This is a genomic window from Ignavibacteriales bacterium, from assembly GCA_016700155.1.
Lineage (GTDB): Bacteria > Bacteroidota > Ignavibacteria > Ignavibacteriales > Ignavibacteriaceae.
Genome location: CP065001.1, coordinates 4,290,871 through 4,314,738, shown reverse-complemented (window position 1 = coordinate 4,314,738; position 23,868 = coordinate 4,290,871). Strand labels below are relative to the sequence as shown.

The 23,868-nt window shown below is 36.0% G+C and carries 22 protein-coding genes; 15 read left to right on the top strand and 7 right to left on the bottom strand.

From position 1 onward, the window contains the following. Positions 1–15: 15 nt before the first annotated feature. The 6 genes from IPM56_18160 (at position 16) to IPM56_18135 (ending at position 6,552) form a co-directional block, all read left to right on the top strand. On the top strand, positions 16–1,797 hold the full coding sequence (locus IPM56_18160) for a VCBS repeat-containing protein (protein QQS36136.1): 1,782 nt from the start codon (positions 16–18) through the stop codon (positions 1,795–1,797). A 15-nt stretch (positions 1,798–1,812) separates the two neighbouring features. Further along, positions 1,813–3,003, top strand: coding sequence for a T9SS type A sorting domain-containing protein (locus tag IPM56_18155; protein ID QQS36135.1), 1,191 nt, complete (start codon positions 1,813–1,815; stop codon positions 3,001–3,003). 95 nt (positions 3,004–3,098) lie between these two features. Then, entirely contained in the window at positions 3,099–3,536 is a 438-nt protein-coding gene (locus tag IPM56_18150) for an ankyrin repeat domain-containing protein (GenBank protein QQS38352.1), read from the top strand. 77 nt (positions 3,537–3,613) lie between these two features. Continuing rightward, on the top strand, positions 3,614–5,071 hold the full coding sequence (locus tag IPM56_18145; protein ID QQS36134.1) for a beta-lactamase family protein: 1,458 nt from the start codon (positions 3,614–3,616) through the stop codon (positions 5,069–5,071). A 161-nt stretch (positions 5,072–5,232) separates the two neighbouring features. Then, positions 5,233–5,685: a carboxypeptidase-like regulatory domain-containing protein gene (locus IPM56_18140; GenBank protein QQS36133.1), complete on the top strand. Its 453-nt coding sequence runs from the start codon at positions 5,233–5,235 to the stop codon at positions 5,683–5,685. A 141-nt stretch (positions 5,686–5,826) separates the two neighbouring features. Further along, positions 5,827–6,552, top strand: a complete 726-nt coding sequence (locus tag IPM56_18135) for a peroxiredoxin (GenBank protein QQS36132.1) — start codon at positions 5,827–5,829, stop codon at positions 6,550–6,552. A 184-nt stretch (positions 6,553–6,736) separates the two neighbouring features. On the opposite strand, the gene creD is transcribed toward IPM56_18135, so the two are convergent. Continuing rightward, entirely contained in the window at positions 6,737–8,032 is a 1,296-nt protein-coding gene (gene creD, locus IPM56_18130) for a cell envelope integrity protein CreD (GenBank protein ID QQS36131.1), read from the bottom strand. 426 nt (positions 8,033–8,458) lie between these two features. Next, positions 8,459–9,031: a hypothetical protein gene (locus IPM56_18125; protein ID QQS36130.1), complete on the bottom strand. Its 573-nt coding sequence runs from the start codon at positions 9,029–9,031 to the stop codon at positions 8,459–8,461. Between the two features lie 115 nt (positions 9,032–9,146). Here IPM56_18125 and IPM56_18120 point away from each other — a divergent pair, with 115 nt between their 5' ends. The 7 genes from IPM56_18120 to IPM56_18090 all read left to right on the top strand — a co-directional run bounded on the left by IPM56_18120 (position 9,147) and on the right by IPM56_18090 (position 14,869). Further along, entirely contained in the window at positions 9,147–9,791 is a 645-nt protein-coding gene (locus IPM56_18120; GenBank protein ID QQS36129.1) for a hypothetical protein, read from the top strand. An 11-nt stretch (positions 9,792–9,802) separates the two neighbouring features. Next, positions 9,803–10,150: a GIY-YIG nuclease family protein gene (locus IPM56_18115; protein ID QQS36128.1), complete on the top strand. Its 348-nt coding sequence runs from the start codon at positions 9,803–9,805 to the stop codon at positions 10,148–10,150. A gap of 140 nt (positions 10,151–10,290) precedes the next feature. Further along, positions 10,291–11,517: a T9SS type A sorting domain-containing protein gene (locus tag IPM56_18110; protein QQS36127.1), complete on the top strand. Its 1,227-nt coding sequence runs from the start codon at positions 10,291–10,293 to the stop codon at positions 11,515–11,517. Positions 11,518–11,674: 157 nt separating this feature from the next. Next, the gene (locus tag IPM56_18105; protein ID QQS36126.1) at positions 11,675–12,253 is read left to right on the top strand and encodes a hypothetical protein; all 579 of its coding nucleotides are present in this window, start codon (positions 11,675–11,677) and stop codon (positions 12,251–12,253) included. A 62-nt stretch (positions 12,254–12,315) separates the two neighbouring features. After that, positions 12,316–13,161 carry a DUF1207 domain-containing protein gene (locus tag IPM56_18100; GenBank protein ID QQS36125.1) on the top strand — a complete coding sequence of 282 codons (846 nt, stop codon included), beginning with the start codon at positions 12,316–12,318 and terminating at the stop codon, positions 13,159–13,161. A 107-nt stretch (positions 13,162–13,268) separates the two neighbouring features. Beyond that, the gene (locus tag IPM56_18095) at positions 13,269–13,679 is read left to right on the top strand and encodes an acyl-CoA thioesterase (protein QQS36124.1); all 411 of its coding nucleotides are present in this window, start codon (positions 13,269–13,271) and stop codon (positions 13,677–13,679) included. Between the two features lie 101 nt (positions 13,680–13,780). Further along, positions 13,781–14,869, top strand: a complete 1,089-nt coding sequence (locus tag IPM56_18090; protein ID QQS36123.1) for a mechanosensitive ion channel family protein — start codon at positions 13,781–13,783, stop codon at positions 14,867–14,869. Here the strand turns inward: IPM56_18090 and IPM56_18085 are convergent, their stop codons facing one another. Genes IPM56_18085 through IPM56_18075 form a run of 3 tightly spaced genes read right to left on the bottom strand, consistent with a single transcriptional unit; the run spans position 14,870 to position 20,313 of the window. After that, positions 14,870–17,257, bottom strand: coding sequence for a sucrose synthase (locus tag IPM56_18085; protein ID QQS36122.1), 2,388 nt, complete (start codon positions 17,255–17,257; stop codon positions 14,870–14,872). Between the two features lie 10 nt (positions 17,258–17,267). Further along, positions 17,268–19,427 (bottom strand): HAD-IIB family hydrolase, encoded by a 2,160-nt coding sequence (locus IPM56_18080; protein QQS36121.1) that lies wholly within the window; start codon positions 19,425–19,427, stop codon positions 17,268–17,270. Continuing rightward, entirely contained in the window at positions 19,417–20,313 is an 897-nt protein-coding gene (locus IPM56_18075) for a hypothetical protein (protein QQS36120.1), read from the bottom strand. Before IPM56_18075 ends, IPM56_18080 begins: the two co-directional genes overlap by 11 nt. A 132-nt stretch (positions 20,314–20,445) precedes the next feature. On the opposite strand from IPM56_18075, the gene IPM56_18070 reads away from it, so the two are divergent. Both IPM56_18070 and IPM56_18065 read left to right on the top strand, forming a co-directional pair. Beyond that, on the top strand, positions 20,446–20,898 hold the full coding sequence (locus tag IPM56_18070) for an SRPBCC family protein (protein QQS36119.1): 453 nt from the start codon (positions 20,446–20,448) through the stop codon (positions 20,896–20,898). A gap of 109 nt (positions 20,899–21,007) precedes the next feature. After that, entirely contained in the window at positions 21,008–23,071 is a 2,064-nt protein-coding gene (locus IPM56_18065) for a Zn-dependent oligopeptidase (protein ID QQS36118.1), read from the top strand. Positions 23,072–23,140: 69 nt separating this feature from the next. Here IPM56_18065 and IPM56_18060 read toward each other — a convergent pair whose 3' ends face one another. Further along, entirely contained in the window at positions 23,141–23,374 is a 234-nt protein-coding gene (locus IPM56_18060) for a toxin-antitoxin system HicB family antitoxin (protein QQS36117.1), read from the bottom strand. Continuing rightward, positions 23,367–23,798: a putative toxin-antitoxin system toxin component, PIN family gene (locus IPM56_18055; GenBank protein QQS36116.1), complete on the bottom strand. Its 432-nt coding sequence runs from the start codon at positions 23,796–23,798 to the stop codon at positions 23,367–23,369. Before IPM56_18055 ends, IPM56_18060 begins: the two co-directional genes overlap by 8 nt. Positions 23,799–23,868 lie beyond the last annotated feature (70 nt).

The following is a 23,868-nucleotide window of genomic DNA, read 5'->3' as shown; positions in this document are numbered from 1 at the left end:
AGAAGGATTTAATAAATGAAACTAATCACGACAAAGAATTTTTTATCCCTGGTAATGATAATTTTTTCATTCAGTTATTGTGAAGTATCCTCACAAACATTGACAAAAATAACAACCGGTGAATTTGTTAATGACGGCGGCGAATCATTCGGGATTTCCTGGGCTGATTTTAATAATGATGGTTATCCTGATCTGCTGGTTTCAAACGGTGGTGCGGCTGCAGTCGATGTTCCGAATTTTCTTTACTTCAATAATGGTGACGGCACATTTTCCAAAATCAATATTGGACAAATTGTTACATCGTCCGAACGATCTATTGGAAGTACAATCGCCGATTTTAATAATGACGGCTATGCAGATGTATTCATCACAAATAGAGATGGACAAAACAATTCACTTTTTCTAAATAACGGCGATTCAACATTCAGCAGAATTACCACCGGCAGTATTGTCCAGGATGGAGGAAACTCAAATGGAAGTGCATGGGCTGATTATAACAATGACGGGTTTGTCGATTTGTTTGTCGCAAATTTTTTTGAACAGGGTTTTCTATACAAGAACCAGGACGGAAATATTTTTAACTCAATAATTACAGGATATCCGGTTTCAGAGACCAATACATCAATCAGTTGTGCATGGGGAGACTATGACAATGATGGCGACACTGATTTATTTGTACCGAATGCAGCGGCAGCAGGCAAGGCAAATTTTCTTTACAACAATAATGGAGATGGTACTTTTAGTAAAGTTTCAACGGGAAGTATTGTTACAGATCTGAGAGCATCAATGGGCGGAACGTGGGGTGATTATGATAACGATGGCGACCTTGATCTGTTTGTAGCTAACCAGGGAAATTTTGTTAATGACTTATACATAAATAGTAATGGAACTTTCACTTCGCTCGACAGCGGTGAAGTTGTTTCAGAACAAAGTAACTCCATCAGCGGAAGCTGGATAGATTATGATAATGATGGTGATCTTGATCTGTTTGTAACCAACTGGCAAAATGAAAAAAATTTTCTTTATGAGAATTCCGGTTTCCCGGATTATTTGCTTACAAAAATTCAATCGGGGGAAATTGTAAATGATCAGGAAAATACGATGGGTGGAGCCTGGGGAGACTATGATAATGACGGCGACCTCGATCTTTTTATCGCAAACCGCGGGAACCAGAACAATAGTTTCTATCGCAATGATAATCCTTCAAATCAATGGATAAATATTAAATGTGAAGGTGTGGTTGTAAATAGATCTGCGATTGGAACAAAAGTAAAAATCAAAGCTACAATAAACGGAAATTCATTTTGGCAAATGAGAGAAATTAATTCACAGTTTGGATATAACAGCCAGAATGATCCGCGTGTGCATTTCGGACTGGGAGACGCACAATCAATTGATTCTTTGGTTATCGAATGGTCATCGTCATCAACTGAAGTATTTACTAACATCCAGCCAAATAATTTTTATAATGCTGTGCAGGGAACCGGAATTTCTTTAATCACTTCGGTGTATGAAAATTTTCCAAAAAATCCGGAAGGGTTTTATCTTTTTCAAAACTATCCGAACCCTTTTAATCCAACTACAAAAATTGAATTTCAGATTGCGTCGCCCGGATTTGTTTCACTTAAGATATTTGACATTACAGGAAAAGAAATAGCTGCACTAATTAACGGCAGCCAATCTGCCGGGAATCATAAAATCGAATTTAATGGTGAAAGCCTTTCAACCGGAATTTATTTCTATCAATTAAAAATTGATAACTATATCGAAACAAAAAAAATGACACTTTTGAAATAACTCAAAGGTAATTCCATGCAAAACAGGATATTTTTATACGCAGCATTATGCTGCCTACTTTTTAGTGGACTTAGCACGCGATCAGTAGCCCAGAATGAATACGAAATGCTTGTAAGCAGCAGAAACACTCATTCAGTAAAAAAGTTTAATGCACAAACCGGAGATTATATTGACGATTTTATTTCTACCGGTTCAGGCGGGTTGAGTTATACCCAGGATCTGAAAATCGGAACAGACGGAAACGTACTTGTCTCGGGTCGCGGTAATACAGGCATACTGCTTTATGATAAAATGTACGGCGATTATATCAGGCAGTTCACGAGCGGTTATGTTTTAGACAACCCGACTAAAATTACTTTCGGTCCGGATGGTTATTTATATGTCAGTCAGTGGGGCACTACAAAAAATAAAATTGCCCGATTCAACGGAACTTCCGGAGTTTTCATTGATGAGTTCACTCCATCAATTAATCTTGCGCTTGGACACGAATGGGATGAAGAAGGGAATCTATATGTCGCCTGTTATGGTTCTAAAGATGTAAGGATGTATGATACTTCAGGGAACTTCATACGCATATTCACTGAAGCGGGACACTTACAAGGACCAACAAACCTGTGGTTTGATAACAACGGAAACCTCCTTGTCATTGATTGGGTGCTTGGACTTGTACAGCAATTTGATTCATCGGGAGATTTTATTAAAACGTTTGCTTCGGGATTAACAAATGCCGAGGGTTATGCGTTTGGTCCGGACAGCAGTCTTTACATTTGCGACTGGACACAAAATCATATAAAAAGATTTTCCCCTGATGGATCTTATTTAAATATTTTCACTAACCAGGGAAATATGATGGCGCCGAACAGTATTCTGATCAGACCTGTCCAGCTAACTTCTGTTGATGATGAAACAGGGAGTATAGAAAAAGGGTTTCAGCTTTACCAGAATTTTCCAAACCCGTTTAACCCGACAACTAAAATAAAATTCACTGTTGGGGACGCATATTATGCGTCCCCCGCAAGGGTTATGATAAGTGCATTTAACATTCTCGGCAATGAAGTTGCTACACTTGTCGATGAAGAAAAACCTTCAGGCACATATACAATACAACTGGATTTAAGTAAACATACTCTTACTTCCGGAATTTATTTTTTAAGAATGATGGTAAATAACTATTCTCAAACAATTAAGATGATGTATTTAAAATGAATAAAGCAGATGAACTTCAAACTTCAATCACAAGAAAAAATTTCCTCTCTAAAAGTTTTCTAGCCGCAGCCGGAGTTTTAACTATACCTAATTTCCTGCTTGCACAACAAAAGGATAAACCACCTGCAATCAAACCTGAAATTGTAAATGAGTTTGTTAAAATAGCACACACCGATTTTAGTAAAGTGAAGCAGATGTTAGGGGAACACCCAATGTTATTAAATGCTGCATGGGATTGGGGCGGCGGTGATTTTGAAACCGCAATCGGTGCCGCAGGTCATATGGGTTTGAAAGAAACAGCTAATTATCTTCTTGATAAAGGTGCGCGAGCAGATATTTTTGTACTAACAATGTTAGGAAAAACAGAAATAGTAAAATCATTGCTCATTGAATATCCGGTATTACTTAATTCAGCAGGTCCCCACGGCTTTACACTATTACACCATGCTGAAAAAGGCGGAAAGGAATCGGAAGAGCTGTATAAACATCTGCAAGAACTTGGATTAAATGAAAAGCACAGAAAAATATTTTAAATAGTCTTCTTCATCAATTTGTTTTAAAGATTAATTTTCAACAACCATTTTCAATCAATTATGCTGACATACCTGAAATGAAAAATATTATTTGCATTGCCTTTAGTTTAATATTTATTGGGAATATTCTATTCGCCCAAAATATGAGTGAAGACTACGGTGAACTATTTATAAAGGCTGTTAATTCCAATTCTGAATCAGAGCAGAAAGAGATAATCGAAAAAATATTTTCCCACACTGCTTTGACAGAAACCGGAGTTGAAAGACTTCTTTCCTTTGTTAAAAAAATGAATGCTGAATATGCACCATTAACTTATCATCATTCTGAAGTTTTAACCTTTGATATGCCCGATGGCAAAAGTTATATAATGCATCTTTACGCAAAGAAAAAAGATGATGTGATGTGGAAAGATTTTCAATGGCGGCTTGATCCTGAAGCGCCGCACAAATTAAACACAATCGGTTTTATTGCAGATGTTTCTGAACCGGTCTCGCTTCCCAACGGAAGTATTGAACAGAAAAGTACTCTTGACTGGCTGGACAATTACATTAAAACATTAAATGATGAATATGATTTGTACGGAAGTATATTGATCGCAAAAGGTAACGACATCATCTTTGAAAAATATTTTGGATATGAAAATCCATTTAAGAAAATCCCCGTGACGGATAACACCCTTTTCAACATTGCCTCAGGCGGTAAAATGTTTACCGCGCTGTGTATCGCAAAATTAGTTGAAATGAATAAGCTTGGTTATGATGATAAGATAACACAGTACCTGAATGGATTTACCGATAATTCAAAAGCTGATAAGATTACGATTCACAATCTTTTGTCTCATACTTCAGGAGTTGCTGAATACTGGTCGGGGCAAAACGATAAAGCATTTTATTCAGCTAAAAATCTTAACGATCATCTTCGGCTTGTTTATAAATCCGGTTTTGATGTTGATGCAGGCACAGTATATCAATACTGCAACTCCAATTTTATTCTGCTTGGTGCCATTATAGAAAAAGTGACCGGGAAAACTTTTTTTGATGTTGTACAGGAATTTATTTTCAATCCTGCTGATATGAGAACTTCCGGATACTATAATCAAACAGAAAAAAATCTTGCACTTCCTTTAACAAGAAGCAGAGATAACAAAGAATGGGTTGAGCCGGTTCAGAGGAATAAAGAATCAAGGGGAACATCTGCGGGCGGAGCTTATTCAAATGCAAAAGAAATTCTGAAATTTTCTCTTGCGTTAAAGAACAATCAAATTGTTTCCAGCAATACTTTTTTAAATATGATTTCAGCGAAGAATAAAAGTGTTAAAGAGCCTATGGATTTCGATTATGGTTATGGATTTATTTTAAGTAAATCAGGGCAGGAAACTAGTTACGGTCACGGCGGAACAGCAGGCGGAGTGAATTTTGAATTCCAGTACTTTCCTTCATCAGACATTACTCTCGTTGTGTTCTGTAACCAGAATAACGGGGCTTATGATGATCTTAAGAAAAATGCTGTTAAGTTAATAACGGGTATGAGGTGAGAAAACAGGAGTGATTTGTGGATCTCAGCAATTTTCTGGCAGTCATATTTTTTTTCTTTCACTTAAAAAGAAAATATGAAATCCGATAATTAATTAGTTGTTGACATTTGTTCTAAATTGACAAAAGTTAAAATCGGTAAAAATAATTTTGTGGGGTTAGTATGAAATCAAATTCTGTAAAATACCTTCCTATTACAAAGCTGATAATCTCAAAATTATTTTTTGTTTTTTTTCTTGTTTCGTTTGGTTCGTGTAGTAGCTCCAGCGAAAATAATTCCTTCTATTGGGATTGTATCCCAGAAGATATTTCTCCTCTTCATATAAAAATTTTTACTATAGAATATGACCCGGAAAAGGATAGTATTAAAGTAGAGGGTTATATTCTTGATAGTCTGCAAAATGAAGCTCTAATAGGTGGAAATGTTAGTATTTATGGAGAGGAAGAAGACTCAATATTATCAAACACAATGACCAATGCAGAAGGATTTTTTAAACTAACAGCCAAATATTCTACAGCTCATATCATTAAGTTCTCACATATAGGTTATAAGAAAAAAAATTATGTGTTAAAAGATTTCATCAAACAATACTTCAAGCTTGATAATTATCAATAGTTGCTAATTTTATTTTGAAGTTTCCTCTCCTCTCTCTATCTCTGCCCATGAACAGAAATGATCATGAATTTTTGAATCTAATCTTTGATGTTTTCATCATACGGTCAGATCAATTATTAATTATTATGGGAGAAAACCTAAATGGAACAAACAATTCAAAACGAAACTATAGCAATGCCGCGCATCGGCGAAAAAGCGCCTTCATTCAAAGCCGTAACAACACAAGGTGAAATTAATTTTCCGCAGGATTATTCAGGTGAATGGGTTATTCTATTCAGTCACCCTGCTGACTTTACTCCGGTCTGCACTTCGGAGTTTATGACATTCGCTTCAATGGAAAATCAATTTGCTGAAGCTAACTGTAAGTTAGTCGGTTTATCAGTTGACGGTCTTTACAGTCACATAGCATGGTTAAGAACTATCAAAGATAAAATTGAATACAAGGGAATGAAAAACGTAGAAGTTAAATTTCCTTTGATCGAAGATATCACAATGGAAGTCGCAAAGAAGTATGGAATGATACAGCCTGGTGAAAGCAATACAAAAGCTGTTCGCGCTGTGTTCTTCGTCGATCCTAAAGGTGTAATAAGAACAATACTTTATTATCCTTTGAGTCTCGGAAGAAACTTCGATGAACTTTACAGAGTGTTAATAGCTTTACAGACCGCTGATAAATTTTCAATTGCAACTCCCGCTGACTGGAGACCAGGTGATGATGTTATAGTTCCGCCAGCCGGATCCTGCGGAACAGCAAAAGACAGAATGGATGGCAAAGAAAAAGATGTTAAGTGTTATGACTGGTTCTTCTGTACAAAACCAATTGATAAAGCTACGGTTTTAAAAGAAGTACTTAAAAATAAAAACTGACAGAGCCCGTTTATTTTAAGATAGAAAAGGTTGTCTCAAAAGTAATTTTTTTTTCTGTCACCCTGAGCCCGCCCGTCCCTATGGGATCGAAGGGTGATGATAATTCAAATTGTCAGGCTTCGACAAACTCAGCCTGACAATTTTTAAGTTTTGAGACAACCTCTGTTTTATTCCAGATTACAATTTATCCCTGCGTTTTTGATTTCCCTTTCAGCACATCAAACCAGTTTATCTTTCTTGTGAAGAACATAACTGATGCAAGTATAAGCAGCAGCGCAATGTTGCCAAGTAGTAATGAATAATCCTGCAACTGAAGTATTACGTAAACAAATCCGTAAAACAGAATAAGCAATCCGGCGATTGCTACTGTTATCCCGCCATTCTTAAAAATACTTTTTACGTACAGACTGATCAATCCTATCACAAGTACAGCAGCAAACAAATAGGAATACTGGAACTTGATATATTCAGACAACGCAAGGAGGAGTGAATAGAAAATCACTAACGCGAGTCCGATTAACAAATATTGTATAGGGTGTGTTGCTTTACCGCTGAATACTTCAACGAGAAAGAAACTTAAAAAGGTGAGAAGTACAATCAATATTCCGTATTTGGATGAACGCATTGTCTGCTGGTATTCATCTGCGGGAATGACAAAACGAACTCCGAAGGCATCATCAAAAATATTGTATGTGCTGCTGTTCCAGTCCTGTGGAAATGTCCGGTTAAATTCATTCACATTCCATGATGCTGTGAATCCGTTTTCATTTATCTCTCTTGTTGCAGGAAGAAAATTTCCTGAAAAGTTCGGGCTTTGCCAAGTAGAACCGACATTTACTTTTGTGTTCTTACCAACGGGAACAAAGTTGAGTGATTCAACTCCGTTCAGACTAAGAGTTAGTTCAAAACTGTAATCAGGTTTATCTTTTTCAATTATGAGTGATGAATAGAATCCATTCTTAAAAACATTCCTGTCTTTCAATCCGGGTTTAACTACCTGTTCAGTGTTATCCCATCTTAGTTTTATATTTTCTTTTATGCCTCTCGGATCACTGACATTAAATGATAAATAACTTTCCTTTAAAATATCCGGATTAAGAACTTCACTTATCCTGGCAGGATTAAAATTTCCTTTTATGATCAAATCTGTTTTGTAAACTATAGTCTGGTAAATTCCGCGGTAACGTATTTCGGGATGCACTTTTGATTCGATGATGAGATCATCCGGCAGAACATATTTTACATCCTGCTTTGTAAATGTTTTTCCGTCTCCCGTGGTTGTATATTCGTTTACAAAAGTCAGAACGGGTCCGGCAAGAGTTTGCTCTCCCGCCCAGCCTTTTCCAATTTCGGTGATAGCTTCGTGCCTGTATGATTGTCTCTCGGTTATTAGTGATTGGATCATTACAAGCGGGACTAAAAGAGCGATGACGAGTGCGCCGGTGAAGAGTATGCGAAGTGTGACTGATTCTTTATTCATATAGAGCCTTTTTTGATTAGTGAAACACTGGAATCAATTCACAATAATTCCTCCCGCAAATATATTATTTACTTAGCCTACTATAAAAGATGGTGATGTCCTAATTTCACACTTTGTCAACCCGATGGCATTGCCATTCGGGATCTATTAAACTAAGAAGATTCTGAAATAATCCGCCGCGGCGGACAGAATGACAGATTGATAATTTGAATATAAAAGTGAAATTAGGACACTATTTATAATTTATTAATTCTGTGCTGTTAGACTATGCCCTAGCTTATTTGTTCAGTCATTTTGTGGTCAAATAATTTTCTCCAATAAAAAAGGCTTGTCGAACTTTTGTGATTCAACAAGCCTTCAATTACTTATTGGCTTAGTTTATTCTTTTACATCATCGCTTTTCTTTTCAATGATTATCCTCTTTACTTATTTATCCTTACCCGGCTTTTTGATTTTTATTTTCATCTCATCGGATTCATGTTTTTTGAGATATTCTTCAGCTTCATCGCCTTCATACACTTCTGTTTTTTCTTCACCATTTTCATTTGTGGTTACTTCAACTTTTTTGTTTCCATCATTAATTGTGATCTTTATTTTCTTATCCATTCCATCACCGCTTCCCCAAACATAGTTGTCGTCATCGTTTAGGATCATCACATCAAACTCATCATCGCTGTCTTCATCAGAACTCCACACCATATTATCATCTGAATCAGAATCCAGTATAATTACTTTTTTCTTTTTTATTACATCATCATCCCCGTCAGATGAATAAAATCTGAATTTCTTTTTTGAAGAGGAAGACATCTTTATATCATCAAAAAGTTTTTGCGCGTCATCGCCTTCAATAACAACATCACCGTTTTCTGTTGTGATGGTGATCTTTTGTACATCACCTTTAACATCTTTCAGTTTATCAGAAACTTTTTCCTGTGCTGATGTAAGTTGAAAAACAGCAAATACAGAAATCAAAAAAATTATTAAGTTAGTCCGAGTCATTTTTAGTCCTTTCTTTTTTACAGCACGTTAGATGTTAGTTGAAAGAATTTAGTTCCCGAATTTAACATTTTTTAACACTTTGTTGTCAGTACACAATAAAACTTAAGAGGTAACAATGTTTATCGGACATTTCGGAGCTGGTTTTGCAGGGAAAAAATTTGATAAAACTGCTTCGCTCGGCACTTACTTTATGGCTGCTCAATGGATTGATCTGATCTGGCCTATTTTTATTCTGCTCGGTATCGAGCGTGTTGAAATAAACAAAACAGTATCTGCTGTTACACCGCTTGATTTCGTTTATTATCCGTTTACACATAGCCTGTTTGGAGTTATTGTCTGGGCGGTTGTATTTGGCGCAGTTTATTTTTTCATTAAGAAAAAATTTAAGACAGCGCTAATACTCGGCGCACTTGTATTAAGCCACTGGTTTCTTGATCTGCTCGTTCACATTCCTGATCTGCCGATAATTCCGGGTAGTGAATTGAAAGTAGGTTTTGGATTATGGAATAGTTTTGCTGCGACTGTAATTCTCGAAGGCTTGGTGTTTGCTGCCGGAGTTTTTCTCTATTACAAATCAACTAAGAAGAAAAACAAAACAGGTGTTTATGCTTTATTAGGATTGATAATATTCCTCGTTGTAATGTACATAGCCAACCTGTTTGGTCCTCCGCCGGAAAATGTTGAATCAATAGGAATAGTTGGCAATGCACAATGGTTAATCATTGCCTGGGGTTATTGGATTGATAGGAATAGAGGGTAGGGAATTTCGTGATGGACAAAAAACAAATAACCAAAGACTATAAAATGCAGAGACAACCTGCTGGCATTTATGCTGTTCACAATAAAGTTGACAATAAAATGCTTATCGGTAAAAGTAAAAACCTTCCGGCGGTAGTTAGAAGGTTTGAGTTTACATTAAAGATGGAAAGTTATCCTTACCAGGAACTTATCGACGATTACAAAAAACACGGTTCAGAAAATTTTGAAATAAAAATTATTGATGAACTTAGTATAAAAGAAGAAACCTACGCGGAGATAGATAAGGATCTTGAATCACTTGAAGAGATGTGGATAGAGAAACTGAAATCAGAAGGAGTAAAGTTTTACAACAAGGCTTGATTCACCGCGATCAAAACCTAAAAAAAATCAATTTTTAGCGGCAATCCTTTTGATTTATGAAATTATTTTGCCTATACTTGCACAGATTAGAATTCATCACTAATCATTCATTAACCACTCATCAATAATCGGAGGTCTTTATGAGGCAACTCATAGTACTTTTTAGTTTTCTTTTTAGTTTTGTAGTTATCCAGGCACAGGATACACACGTTAGACCGGGAACAAAGCAGAGTGAGCAAAACACACCAGCAAACCTGCACCAAACCGATGCACTTCAGTTTGAAGATTTATTTAACGGACCAAATGAAATTGCTGATCTTCAGGCTCGCGGCTGGGTTGTTATTAATCAGGATGGCGGCGGTACACAAGCTGCATGGTTCACACCTGATGGAACAGTATTCCCGGCATTTGAAGGTCCTACAACCGGGTTTGTAGCTTCAAATTATCAGGGCGCAAACGGTTTTTATATTAATCACTGGTTGATTTCACCATTGGTGGGTGTATCTTCCGGCGATACTCTTACATTCTATCACAGATCACCTGATGCAAACGCATGGGATGATTCACTGTATGTAAGAGTTTCACCAACTGGCGGCTCAACAATTCCTGATTTCACAATTTCAACACCAAGATTTATAACCAGCGAAGCTGGATGGGCTCAATATACATATATATTTAACGTTAGCGGTATGGTTCGCTTTGCTATTCAATATGTAATTTATGATGGCGGTCCGAGCGGAACATACTCAAACTACATTGGCATCGATGCTGTACGCGTAAACGGACAGGGTTTTGTTCCTGTTGAGCTTACTTCTTTCAAAGCAAATGTATCAGATAATAATGTTAGCCTTAACTGGGAAACAGCTTCTGAATTAAACAACCGCGGTTTTGAAATCCAGAGACTTGTCGGTGAAGAATTCCAGGTAATAGGTTTTGTTGAAGGAAACGGAACAACATCAGAAACCAACCGTTATTCATACCTTGATAAAAATCTTGGTGAAGGAACTTACAGCTACAGACTAAAACAAATAGACTTTGACGGAACATTTGAATATTCACAGGTTGTTGAAGCTGATGTAGTTTCTCCTGTTGAATTTGCACTTGAGCAAAACTATCCAAATCCTTTCAACCCAAGTACAGTAATTAATTTTGGATTAAAAGTTGATTCAAAAGTATCACTTAAATTATTTAACGTTCTTGGCCAGGAAGTTGCAACATTAATTAATCAGGATTATGCAGCAGGATCACATAACTTTGATTTCAATGCAGCTAATCTTAACAGTGGTGTTTATTTCTATCGTATAGATGCCGCAGGTATTGATGGAACAAACTTCTCCGCAACAAAGAAAATGATTCTTACAAAGTAATCTTTCTTTAATATTTGAATTCACAGCCCCGCTTATAGCGGGGTTTTTTATTGATTGCTATAAACCTGCATTATTGTACTTAATACTACGATAAATATTATCGGGAATTGTATTAAATTTAAACCAGTTATTATGATAAAAATGAAATTAGATTGTTATGGTTGCCATAGTTGAATGCGGTAAGAAGATAGACAATAAATTACCTGAAGTTCTGGGGTTTCTTAACCAGGAATTTAAAATAACCGAGAACGAATTCACCATTTGTAAAGCCGATAAAATTATTCTTATCGGTGAGGGTGAAGCATGTGAAGGCGCAAAAAAACTTAATATGCTTAACCTGTATTCAGTTCTGAGAGTAATAAAAAAACCGATACTTGGAATTGATCTTGGAATGGAATTGATGACTGAAAATATCTTAAACGATAATATTGCTGGACTTGGCATCTTTCCCTATAAATCCGAGCGCAAAGAAAACGACACTGAACCGGAAGGAACTTTCAAAGAAGTTGATATAATCGGCAGTTCAATTCTATTTAACAATATTGAAGATCATTCAAAGTTTTTGTTTAAAGAAAAATATTTTATGAACCTGAATGAAATGTCAACATCATCAGCGGATAATGGCAGCAGGTTTACAGCTTCGATTGAAAAAGGAAAAGCTTACGGAGTTCAGTTTCATCCGGAAGTTTCCGGTGAACCGGGAATAACTTTAATTAAAAATTTTTTAGATAGCTGATCTTTCTGGTTAACTCATTCTTATTTACGGTTCATACATTGCCTTCATTTAAAAACTTTTTTTTGATTTTCCTTTTACTTGTTGTTGCGCCTGTATCCGCGCAGGATTCATCTCACACAAAATTCTTTCCATCTGACTTTAATTTTAAACCATTGGCTGCAGATCACAAAGAAGCAAAACTTGGAATACTTTATTACACAGCTTCAACGAACCTTAAGGTCGATGTTGGTTTCGCCGCGGATGTTGTTCAGTTCATTATGCCTTCTGACAAAATTAAAATAGTTGTTGGTATTGAATTTCTTGCTTATGCATTATCCACAAGTTATGAAGGGAAACGATTACAGATTGACGCTGTCGATGGATTGTTCGGTGGATATGTTTCCATTGTAAAATCATTTTCCGAAAATAAATTAATGGCTCGTTTAAAGATCATTCACAACAGTGCACATCTTGTTGATGGTCATTATGACAATGTTACAAAAACATGGTTGAATGACTATGAACCAGTTCCATTTACAAGAGACTATGGTGAACTGACAATTGCGAATGATATGTTATTCAATTCCTCACAGCTCAGGTATTATGGCGGCGTTACTTATTCCACTCTTATCAGACCCGATGATCAGAAAAGATGGAACTTCCATTTGGGAATTGAATCTTCTTTTGAAAATCTTGTCGGCAAAATTTTCGGGGAAAATGATAATATATTTTTCGCTCACCATTTTTATCTGAACGGTACCGGTAAGTATGAAGGTAATAACCATACAATGGGAGGAATTAAAATCGGAAATTGGTATGGGCGTGGAATTTCTTTTTATGTTTCCTACTTCAAAGGTTTCGATGTATTTAATTCTTATTACAAATTCAAACGTGAAAAATTCGGAGTAGGATTTAAATTTGATTTCTAACAAGTCCTTTTGATATATTCCTTCTATAATCATTGTCAGTCTGAGCCTGCCTGTCCCTATGGGATCGAAGACTGAAGTTTTTAATAATATATAGCTCTCTGATTCTTATGTACTCAATATTTGAAACTGAAATAACAATTCGTCCTGATGATATTGATATGAACGATCATGTTCACAACACAAAATATCTCGACTACGTACTTGCAGCCCGTTATGACCAGATGCAAAAGGATTACAAGATGTCAATGTCGGAATTTCATAGCACCGGTTACAACTGGGTAGTAAGCTCAACGCATATAGATTACAAGCGCGCATTAACCCTTAACGATAAAGTTGTCATCGTCCGAACTCAGCTTGATTCAGTCAGTGGAGCGCAATGCACAGTAAATTTTAAAATCGTTAAAAAAGAAAATCAAAAACTTGCCGCTGAAGGTTACCTCGTTTATACAATGATCGATTTGAAAAGCGGGAAGCCTGTTCGCATACCACAAGAGATAATCGACAGATATTCAATCTGAAATAATTCTCTGTTTAAATTATCACTTTGTCCATTCCTGACTTGTTATTCTCTCATATAATTTTATTTTCTTAAAAAAAGTAAATATGAGGAATACCAGGTATGAATGAGTTCTTAAATCAAAATTATTTTGGCAATACAGTACAGCAGTACATTGTTTCAGCAGTTATTTTTATAGCGGGCATAATAATAATTCATATTTTCAAAAAAATTATTCTTAGTAAACTCAAAAAATGGTCTGAAAAAACCGAGACTCAATTAGACGATATACTTATAAGAGGAATTGAAAAAACAGTCGTTCCTCTGCTTTATTTCGGAGCGTTGTACTTTGCCATCAGTTCGCTAAACATTCCGGAAAAAGTTCAACGAACCATAGATGTAGTTACAATTATTGTAATCACATTTTTCTTTTTACGGACTGTAACTTCAGTAATAAAATTTATTCTTACTTCGTACCTTGCTAAGGGTGATCACACAATTTCAAAACAAAAGCAGTTAAAAGGAATAACGACTTTAGCATCAGTTCTTGTATGGGGGCTGGGATTAATTTTTGTTCTGGATAATCTTGGTTTCAAAATATCGGCAGTGATTGCGGGATTAGGTATTGGCGGCATTGCAGTCGCCCTTGCTGCGCAGACTATTCTTGGTGATCTGTTCAGCTACTTTGTGATTTTTTTTGACAGACCTTTTGAAACAGGAGATTTTATTATCATCGATAATAAGCTCGGTGTAGTTGAACAGATAGGAATTAAAACAACACGAATCAGAAGTCTTAGCGGTGAACAACTTGTCTTTTCAAATACCGATCTTACTAATTCACGTGTACACAACTATAAAAAAATGGAAAGACGAAGAGTTGTATTTTCAATAGGGATTGTGTATCAAACAACTTATGAAAAACTGAAGATCATACCGGATTTAGTAAAACAAATAATTACCGAACAACAGGATGCAGATTTTGACCGCGGACATTTTTCATCTTATGGTGATTTCAGTTTAAACTTTGAATTTGTTTATTACGTCACAGGTGCTGATTACAACAAGTATATGGATATACAGCAGGCGATTAACCTTAAAATATTTGAAGAGTTCTCTAAAAGGAAAATTGAATTTGCATATCCGACACAGACTCTTTTTCTGACAAATGAAAACGGAAACGGAAGCGTTAAAAGATCTTATGCTGAAAATTAATTAACGGTTAGCATGCTGCTGCAGTAATTCATTTGCTCTTGGTTTATAAAGCAGGTGATAAATAACATTCAGGTATGAATGAAGATCATTCTGCTCAATGTTTGAGGCGAACTTCCAGAAACCGTATATCTTTGCGAGTGAAAGAAGATTGTTGGAGTACAATTCCCAGTTGTACGTTGTATCAACCCGCTTTATAGCTTTAGCAGAAATTTTCTCCCAGTACTTTTTATCCTTATTACATTTTTCAATAAAGGAAAGAATCTTTGCTGTAGTTTCTTTTCCTTTAATCGGATTGATATGAAAGCCGGAAACTTCATCCTGGATAATTTCAAGCGGACCTCCATACAACGTGGCAAAAACAGGTAAGCCCGAACGCATTGCTTCAAGAACCGTCAATCCGAATCCTTCAAACAACGCCGGCTGAACGAATATCCCTTTGTGATCAGCTATTATCCTGTAAACTTCACCGGTTTCATCTTTCTTAAATCTTTTGCCTATCCATCTGAATTTGTTTCTCAGGTTGTACTTGTTGATAAGATCATGCATTAAATAAATCTGTTCTTTCTCTTCCTCATCACCGGATTTCATCGGGTCAACATTACCGGCGACAATAATCAGGTTCGCAGCTTTCTGAAGTTTCTGGCTTTCACCAAACCATTTTACAAGTGAAGTAAGATTTTTGATTTTATCTAATCTCGCGATTGAAAAGATCGGTATCAGTTCGGGGTTTTCCAATTTACCAACAACTTCATCTGATTCATCCTGACTGAATAGCAGTTTCTCAAGTTCTTCTTTTGTGTCTTTGAGTCGTTCTCCCGTTTCATAATAAGGAAAATAAATTTTAGTGTTAACTCCGGGTGGGACTATGTTAAACTTAGGATGAAATAATTCTATACCGCCTTCAACACGGTAAAGTCCCGGCATAGTTAAATTCCTGTACGATTCATACTGACCTATAGTTTCTTCAGTACCTGCAATTTCCTGGTACGATGACGTTATAATAAAGTTAGCTGAGTTCATTGCAATAAGATCTGCTGTGAACTGAAGTGAAAAGTGATATTGGTCTTCAAGATTCTTCCAGTATAATGCGCTGTATAAGTACTTACTTTTTTCAAGTGCATGTGCAATGTTGCACTGTGTAACTCCGAATTTTTTTGAAAGAATATACCCCACGAGATTTCCATCAGAATAATTGCCGATAATAAAATCAGGTCTTCCATTAAACTCAGCAAGTAATTCTCTTTCAGAATCTTCAGCGAAATTTTCGAGGTATGGCCATATCTCAAATCGTGAAATCCAGTTATCAGTAACATTACTATTATGTGTTCTGAAAGGCACGCGAAGTATCCACGAATTATTTGTTTCATGTACTTTTTCCATACGTTGATTGCATTTGGTTTTACCTGCATTTGGAATTAGTCTTGTAAGAATTATGATCTTTGGTTTTGCGTTAAGTCCGGATTTCTGTAACGATTCCGACATTGACTTTTCAAGTGCTTTCACCTGGTCAAGTATATACACTACCTGTCCGCCTGTATCGGGCATACCAAGCACGCCTTCCTGCCCGAAATAACCATGAGGTGAAATGATTGCTATGTTGAAGATCATCGGTATGCGTGAAAGAAAATCTTTAAGTGAGTTATGATCGGGCGTCTGCATTAGCCTGTCAAGGAGTTCAAGACTTTCAATGATAGTCGCCGCGTTGTTTCCAAGTCCTGCCTCAAATCCTAAACTCTGAAGATCATTTTTGATTTTTGAATATGGTGTGTTCTCATCTTTTTTTCTAAGGAATGCAATGGCTTTGTCGATTGCGGAACTAAGCATTGATGGGTCTTTAATCCTGTCATTTAAAACAAGCTGCTGTGATTTGTACTTGTGAAGAAACAGAAAATCAAAAAGTATTTTACTTAGTTTTTCCGGTTCTGTAAACATACGGCTTGATAAATACCGGTTAAGATACTCAACACCTCTTCCGATATTTTTTGATTCGGTAGTTCTTGGAAATTTAAAATAGAAATGATTAAAGTTAAGAGTTAAGGGGTCTTCAACGTTTTGACCGTCGACATGATATTCTTTAGCCCTAAGATATTCAGTCACACTGGATTGTTCATAATATTTCTCTTCAGTATTAAAAAGATAAAAGAACGAATCTCCTATCTTTTCCCTGAATTCAAAAAAGATTGTATTGTTGATGCAGACAGACTCGACTATGTGTTTAGCAATTTCCGCCAATGCTTTGTAACTGCCGTTTTTATTTTCTGATTTATGATGATCGAGAATATCAAATAGATTTCCTTTTACTAATAATTTGTTTTCATAAGCCGCTACTTTATTAAGGTATCCGAAAAAATCATTCCTGTTATCTTCAATTAATTTTAAAACATCCATATCAACCTCTTTAAGTAAATAGAAAATTATAATGGTTAATGCCTTCAATTATACCGCCCGCGTACGAACGCTGTGCGAAATAAACTCTTCGGCTTCCTCTTATTTTTTCCAGCTCCTCGCTGTAGTTTGCAACAACAACACCAAGCAGATCACCTTTCAGCATTTCTTCATCATTACCCGAATCACCTGCGACCAATATTTTTTCATTTTCAATATTCCACCTGTATCCAAGGTATCTTATCGCTTTTCCTTTTGAAGCTCTGTATGGAAGAATATCAAGAAACTTTTTGTGGCTGAATATCACATTCGCTTTTATTTTATTCTTTAAAAGAGTGTGCCTGATTTTTGTCAGACGGTCTTTGTTCTCTTCCATATAATAACTGACTTTAAATTTTCTTTGCTTGTCTTTTTCCTGCATTTGAAGAAATGTCAGAGGTTTCAGCACATCAATAATTTTTTGCTTGTTCCATAAATGTGATATGTGCGCATCCCAGCCTGTTGAATAGATCCATTCACCTTTATAGTTATAATAAATTTCAGAACCGACTGACGAAACAATAACTATCGGCATCTGAACTCCATATTCTTTTAGAACATTATATGCTGATTCAACTGTTCTTCCAGTTGCAACTCCAAACCCTGTTTCGTTAGGTAACTTTGCAAGTAACGATCTGAACTCAGAAAGCGAACGATGATCGCCTAACAATGTATGATCAATGTCAGAGATTATTAACTGGTTCATATCAAGCAATTTTCTTCCTGTGTCAGCTACTGAAATACGATCGGGGTCATATCGTCGTGACACTTCCAGAATTTCGTCCACATATTTTTTTGTGTGTGCTTTCCAAGTATAATATCTGCGTACATTTTTAATCCCGTTTTCAGAGAATCGGTTCCACATTTTTTTGCTGCTGATAATTTCCTTAATCGCTTTGGAAATATTCTGATCTTCTGAAACATCGATTAATAATCCGTTATTACAATTACCGATTATATCTTTTGGTCCGCCGTCATCTGTAGCAACAACCGGAAGCCCTGTTGAAGCAGCTTCAATCAATGTTAAACCAAATGGCTCGGTTAAAGCAGCATTAACAAAAACACCTCCGCTTCTCGCGGCAATCCTGTAAAGTTCCGGCACTTCATATTCTGTATCATGACGTTTAGGAATTGCCATTTTTCCATAAAGGTTATACTTGTCCATCAACAAAAGAATTTCAGTAAGTACCTCGCGCTCATTTTCTTCCATTGTCATAATATCCTGCCTTATTCCGGCAAAGATTGCGAGGTTTGCTTTCTTTTGAAGTTCCGCATCTTCACCATAAGCTTTGATAAGTGCAGAAATATTTTTTCTTTTATCCGGGCGGCATAAGGTTAATATCAACGGTTTATCGATATCCATAAAAAATCTTTTTAATTTTGATTCGATAGTGCCGCGGATTACTTCAGCTTCATTTTCATATTGAAGATTGTTGTAAGGATAAAACTTATCTATATCAGTTCCCGGGGGAATAACCTTGAATGATTTAACAGATGAAAGATTATCATACTCACCATACTGCATTTGTATTTCCTGGTTTGTACTTGTGATTATCGCATCTGCATAATTGATTATCTCTTCTTCAACTTTAATCCGGTGGGATATTTTATATCTTTTTTCAATTTCCTCATTAGATAATCCTTCACTTAAAAGTTTTCGAAGTTTTGCTCTGCCAAGTGAATGACCTGTATGCACGAATGGAATCCCGAAAAATTTTGTCAACTCAGTACAAACAAATCCTGCGTCAGCATAATGACTGTGAATAATATCCGGCAGTCTTCCGGAAGATTTAATGTATTTAATACTTTTATCAACAAATTCTTCGAGGTGATTCCAGAGAAGTTCTTTCCTGAGATATTTTCCGCCTCCGCATTTTAGCCGCACTATTCTGCATCTGGAATTAAGTTCTTCAACTGGCTGGGAATAATCTTCTGAAATATTTTTGTCGGTTATCTGGCGGGTGATCAGTTCGACTTTTTCAACGTTTTCATTTTCACTCAGCGCTTTTGCAAGTTCAATAATATATTTTGTTTGTCCGCCCGTATCGGCATCTCTTCCGAGTTCGGGATTGTTCCATCTAATAAGTCCATGTATGCTGTACAACTGAATGAATAATTTTCTCTTAGCTGTCATTATAAATTGATTCCTTTAGTGATTCATAAATACTGTCATTTGCCGGTAACGCTCCTCTTTGGGTAACGATGTATGCGGCAAATTCACTTGCTATAGTGTTAATTTTTTCCGGATGAAGATTTCGTAAATAACCAAGACAAAGTACGGCTGAGTATGCATCGCCGGCTCCGACGGTATCCACAACATTCCGGGTTTTTGCTTTCATGATGTTTTTTGAATTTGAAGTATATATTGCGGCGCCTTCTTCTCCGTTTGTCACGGCAATCATTTCTATTTCAAAATCATTAATGATTCTTGTGGCTATTTCGTTTTCAACAAACACACGGTTATAAAAAAGATTATATACAAGATTGAGTTCTTCGGTATTCATCTTCAAAACATTTGCTGTTTTTAGCGAACTGTCTAATACTTCTTTTGAATAATAATTCTGCCTGATGTTCAGGTCACAAATAAATTTTTTATTCATCCTGAAAATTTTATTTAATGAATTTGCGGAGACCTCGCCCCGCTGTGCTAATGTGCCGAAGTAAATACAATCTGAGTAATTTAATAGATGAGTTTCAACCAACTGATTTAATTCAATAAAATCATAAGCACAGTTTTCTTTTATTTCCCAATGCGGAATTTTATTTTCATCGAGTGATGCAATCGCTAACCCCGTGGGATGTTCAGTATCCATTTGAATAAGCTCCGTTGAAATATTATTTCTCTTTAAGAATGCTGATATTTCTTTTCCGTATTCATCATCCCCGATTCTGCTTATAAAACTTCCTTCACCGGTAATTTTTTTTATGTGATAAATAAAATTAAATGGTGCGCCGCCCGGTATTTTTTTATCGGGATAAACGTCAAATAATATTTCACCAATAGAAGTGATTGATTCCATAGAGGTTTTCCGTGTTTGCCGTTCTTACATTATAAAAAATATTCAACCAATCGCAAGGATACCTGCTAAAGTAATTTTTTGTTTAAGGAATTTTTTCTGCTGAATAATTGTTATTCATCTCAAAAGGATCCTATGCGCATTTTTACTTATAAAACAACACAGCATCTGAAAACAGATATTGATACAGCATGGAATTTTTTTTCTGATCCGCGAAATCTGATAAAGATTACTCCCGAATGGCTGGGATTTAAAATTACGTGTTCTCTCCCGGCGAAAATGTTCCCCGGAATGCTGATTACATACAAGGTAAACCCGTTACTAAAAATCCCTTTGACCTGGGTAACTCAAATAAATAGCATTGAAGAAAAGTGCTGCTTTATCGATGAACAAAAGTTCGGACCGTACAAGTTATGGCATCATAAACATACTTTTAAGGTAACTCCGACGGGAATCGAAATGACCGATGAGGTGACTTACGCTCTTTATTTCGGAATATTCTCACCGCTTGTAAACAAACTTATTGTTTCAAAAAAGATAGATGAAATATTTTCATTTAGAAAAAACGTGCTTGGGCAACTGTTTTGACCTCCTTTAATATGAGGATAAATTTTTGCCAGCCGTTTATCACAATTCATTTAACATCAGCAGTGCCGAATAATATTTTCACGCAAAGATTTTTAAGGAGAATTATGTTATGAAAAACAAAATTATTTACCCGATACTGCTTGCTTTGTTGATTACGTTCAATCTCTTTGCAACTGAGCCTGAGAATAAAATCACAAACCCGCTGCTTGCAGGTTTTAACGACATTGTTGATTTCTCATCTGTTACTGCCGAACATATTTCATCAGCAACGGACCTTTCTATCACAAATGCAAAATCAGAACTCGAAAAACTTTATTCTGTTAAGAACAGAAACTTTGACAACACAATGCTTGCGTATGATAACCTGACAAATAAAGTTTCAGGGGTATACGGCGAAGTTTATCTTATGGCAAATGTACATCCTGTTGACGCAACACGAGACGCTGCCAGCGAATCGATAGCAAAGTTCAGCGGATTCTTTACTGAGATGAGTTTGGATGAAAAACTATATAAAGCAATTAAAGATTATTCCCTTACCGAGGAAGCAAAAAAATTAACCGGCTTTAAAAAGAAATTCGTCGATGAAAATGTTCGCGGGTTTGAGCGGAATGGCTTTGCTCTTCCTAAAGAAAAAAGAGATGTATTACAATCTTTGCAGAATAAACTTACCGAACTAACGATTCAATTCAATAACAACATTGCCGCGGTAAATGAGACTTTAACTGTCAACGAAAATGAAATTGTTGGACTTGATGAATCATATAAAAATCAGCATCGCACAGAAGATGGGGATTACAAGATTGGTTTGTCATATCCCTCGTATGTTCCTTTTATGAAGTATGCTAAGTCGGAATCAGCGAGAAAAAAACTTTATACACTTTATAACAACAGGGCTTCCGATAAAAATCTTTCGGTGTTAAATGAATTAATTAAAGTGCGAAATGACATTGCGGCGTTACTTGGTTATAAATCATTTGCCGAATACCAGATTGAAGAGAGAATGGCAAAAACTCCAAAGGCAGTCTGGGATTTTGAAAATAATCTCATCGACAAAGTAAAACAAAAAGCAAAATTAGATTATGAAGAATTATTAGTAGTGAAGCGAAGATATACCAACGATAAATCTGCTAACGTAATTCAACCATGGGAATCTTCTTTCTATTCAAATTTATTGCTGATAGAAAAATACAGTCTTGATCAGAACAAGGTGAAAGAATATTTCGAACTTAATAATGTTTTGAACGGATTATTTTCAATAGCGCAGCATCTGTTTGATGTTCAGTTTGAAGAAGTAAAAAGCCCGTCCGTATGGCATAAAGATGTAAGGATGTTTAATGTTAAGCAGGATGGAAAAATTATTTCTATGTTCTATTTAGACCTTCATCCGAGGGATAATAAATTTTCACATGCCGCATGTTTCCCGATGATACCCGGGAAACAAACGGTGAATGGTTACCAGAAGCCGGTCGCAACGCTTGTCTGTAATTTTCCACAAGCCACTGAGAATCAACCCGCCTTGATGCTTCAGTCAGATGTTGAAACATTTTTTCATGAGTTTGGTCACGTACTGCACAGCGTATTAACTAAAACAGAACTTTCATCTTTTTCCGGATCATCTGTTGCTAGAGATTTTGTTGAAGCTCCTTCACAGATTTTTGAAAACTGGGTCTGGGATTATGAAGCGTTAAAACTTTTTGCCCGTCATTATAAAACCAATGAACTTTTGCCGGTTGAACTTCATAAAAAAATGGTTGCCGCTAAAAATGTAGGCTCAGGTATTGCGGCTTTGCAGCAGATCTTTTATGGACTGATAGATATGACATACCATGACAATTTTAATCCGGATGGAAGTGTATCAACAGCTGAAGTTGTTAAAAAACTACAGAACTCTGTTACGCTTTATCCATATCTTGAAGGAACAAATATGCAGGCGGCATTCGGACATCTTACAGGATACGCCGCGGGTTACTATGGTTATATGTGGGCAAGAGTTTATGCGCAGGATATGTTTTCCGTATTTGAAAAGAACGGAATAATGGATAAGAAAACCGGGATCAGGTATCGTGATATTATTCTGGCAAAAGGCGGTGAAGAAAAAGAAATTGATCTTGTGAAAGAGTTTCTTGGAAGAGAACCAAACCAGGAAGCATTTATGAGATATTTAGGATTATAAAAAGAAACCGGCTGTTACAAAACTGTCACCAGCCGATTTAATCTTTCACTTAAAGAATCTTATAAATTCTCAGGTATCTTTTTCATCAGCGGGAACATTAGATACTTTTCGTAATGCGGATTTAAATTTTTTTCGGCTTGCTCGTTTAGCGCGATCCTCAATATACTCCTCTGTCATTAAAGCAGTTATTTTTTCAGAAAGTGCTGAAGAAACCAGTTGATTTATTGACGTCTTTTCTTTTTTTGCTAAGTCACGGGCTTTCTTATGTAACGAGTCAGGCAACCTTAAACTTATATTACTCATATTTTTCTCCAATCAATTTCAATAATTCTTTCGGTGATAAAATTTTTAATCCGAATTTTTCTATGCCTTTAAAATCCTTTTTATTAAATGTGATAATAAAATCACAACCAGCCTCAACAGCCAGTTCCAGGAACATATCATCCTTTTGATCTTTTAAGAACGGACGCCACAAATAGTATATTTGTCTTTGCTCTGCAATCATACAAATGTAGTTTAATACATCGTCTATCTCGCTCTTATTGAGGGCTATCTTCATTTTTTCTCTTTTTAATGCTTCTTCATATTCAAGAACAACTGGTGTTGAAATAAAAACTCTGAACCTTTCGTCATCAATTATGGAAAGAAGTTTATATGAATATCCATTTTTTGATTTTAATGCAGAGACAATTACGTTGGTATCAATAACTATTTTGTGTTTTTCCACGACGGTATTATATATAATACCATCAATTAATGCAATGCCCGTTGTAAATCTGTAAATAAAAAAGCACTTG

Excerpts from the sequence above, each read along its gene's own strand:
- IPM56_18160 (QQS36136.1), top strand. The coding sequence starts at position 16 with ATGAAACTAATCACGACAAAGAATTTTTTATCCCTGGTAATGATAATT.
- IPM56_18155 (QQS36135.1), top strand. The coding sequence starts at position 1,813 with ATGCAAAACAGGATATTTTTATACGCAGCATTATGCTGCCTACTTTTT.
- IPM56_18145 (QQS36134.1), top strand. The coding sequence starts at position 3,614 with ATGAAAAATATTATTTGCATTGCCTTTAGTTTAATATTTATTGGGAAT.
- IPM56_18140 (QQS36133.1), top strand. The coding sequence starts at position 5,233 with ATGAAATCAAATTCTGTAAAATACCTTCCTATTACAAAGCTGATAATC.
- IPM56_18135 (QQS36132.1), top strand. The coding sequence starts at position 5,827 with ATGGAACAAACAATTCAAAACGAAACTATAGCAATGCCGCGCATCGGC.
- creD (QQS36131.1), bottom strand. The coding sequence starts at position 8,032 with ATGAATAAAGAATCAGTCACACTTCGCATACTCTTCACCGGCGCACTC.
- IPM56_18125 (QQS36130.1), bottom strand. The coding sequence starts at position 9,031 with ATGACTCGGACTAACTTAATAATTTTTTTGATTTCTGTATTTGCTGTT.
- IPM56_18120 (QQS36129.1), top strand. The coding sequence starts at position 9,147 with ATGTTTATCGGACATTTCGGAGCTGGTTTTGCAGGGAAAAAATTTGAT.
- IPM56_18115 (QQS36128.1), top strand. The coding sequence starts at position 9,803 with ATGGACAAAAAACAAATAACCAAAGACTATAAAATGCAGAGACAACCT.
- IPM56_18110 (QQS36127.1), top strand. The coding sequence starts at position 10,291 with ATGAGGCAACTCATAGTACTTTTTAGTTTTCTTTTTAGTTTTGTAGTT.
- IPM56_18105 (QQS36126.1), top strand. The coding sequence starts at position 11,675 with ATGGTTGCCATAGTTGAATGCGGTAAGAAGATAGACAATAAATTACCT.
- IPM56_18095 (QQS36124.1), top strand. The coding sequence starts at position 13,269 with ATGTACTCAATATTTGAAACTGAAATAACAATTCGTCCTGATGATATT.
- IPM56_18090 (QQS36123.1), top strand. The coding sequence starts at position 13,781 with ATGAATGAGTTCTTAAATCAAAATTATTTTGGCAATACAGTACAGCAG.
- IPM56_18085 (QQS36122.1), bottom strand. The coding sequence starts at position 17,257 with ATGGATGTTTTAAAATTAATTGAAGATAACAGGAATGATTTTTTCGGA.
- IPM56_18080 (QQS36121.1), bottom strand. The coding sequence starts at position 19,427 with ATGACAGCTAAGAGAAAATTATTCATTCAGTTGTACAGCATACATGGA.
- IPM56_18075 (QQS36120.1), bottom strand. The coding sequence starts at position 20,313 with ATGGAATCAATCACTTCTATTGGTGAAATATTATTTGACGTTTATCCC.
- IPM56_18070 (QQS36119.1), top strand. The coding sequence starts at position 20,446 with ATGCGCATTTTTACTTATAAAACAACACAGCATCTGAAAACAGATATT.
- IPM56_18065 (QQS36118.1), top strand. The coding sequence starts at position 21,008 with ATGAAAAACAAAATTATTTACCCGATACTGCTTGCTTTGTTGATTACG.
- IPM56_18060 (QQS36117.1), bottom strand. The coding sequence starts at position 23,374 with ATGAGTAATATAAGTTTAAGGTTGCCTGACTCGTTACATAAGAAAGCC.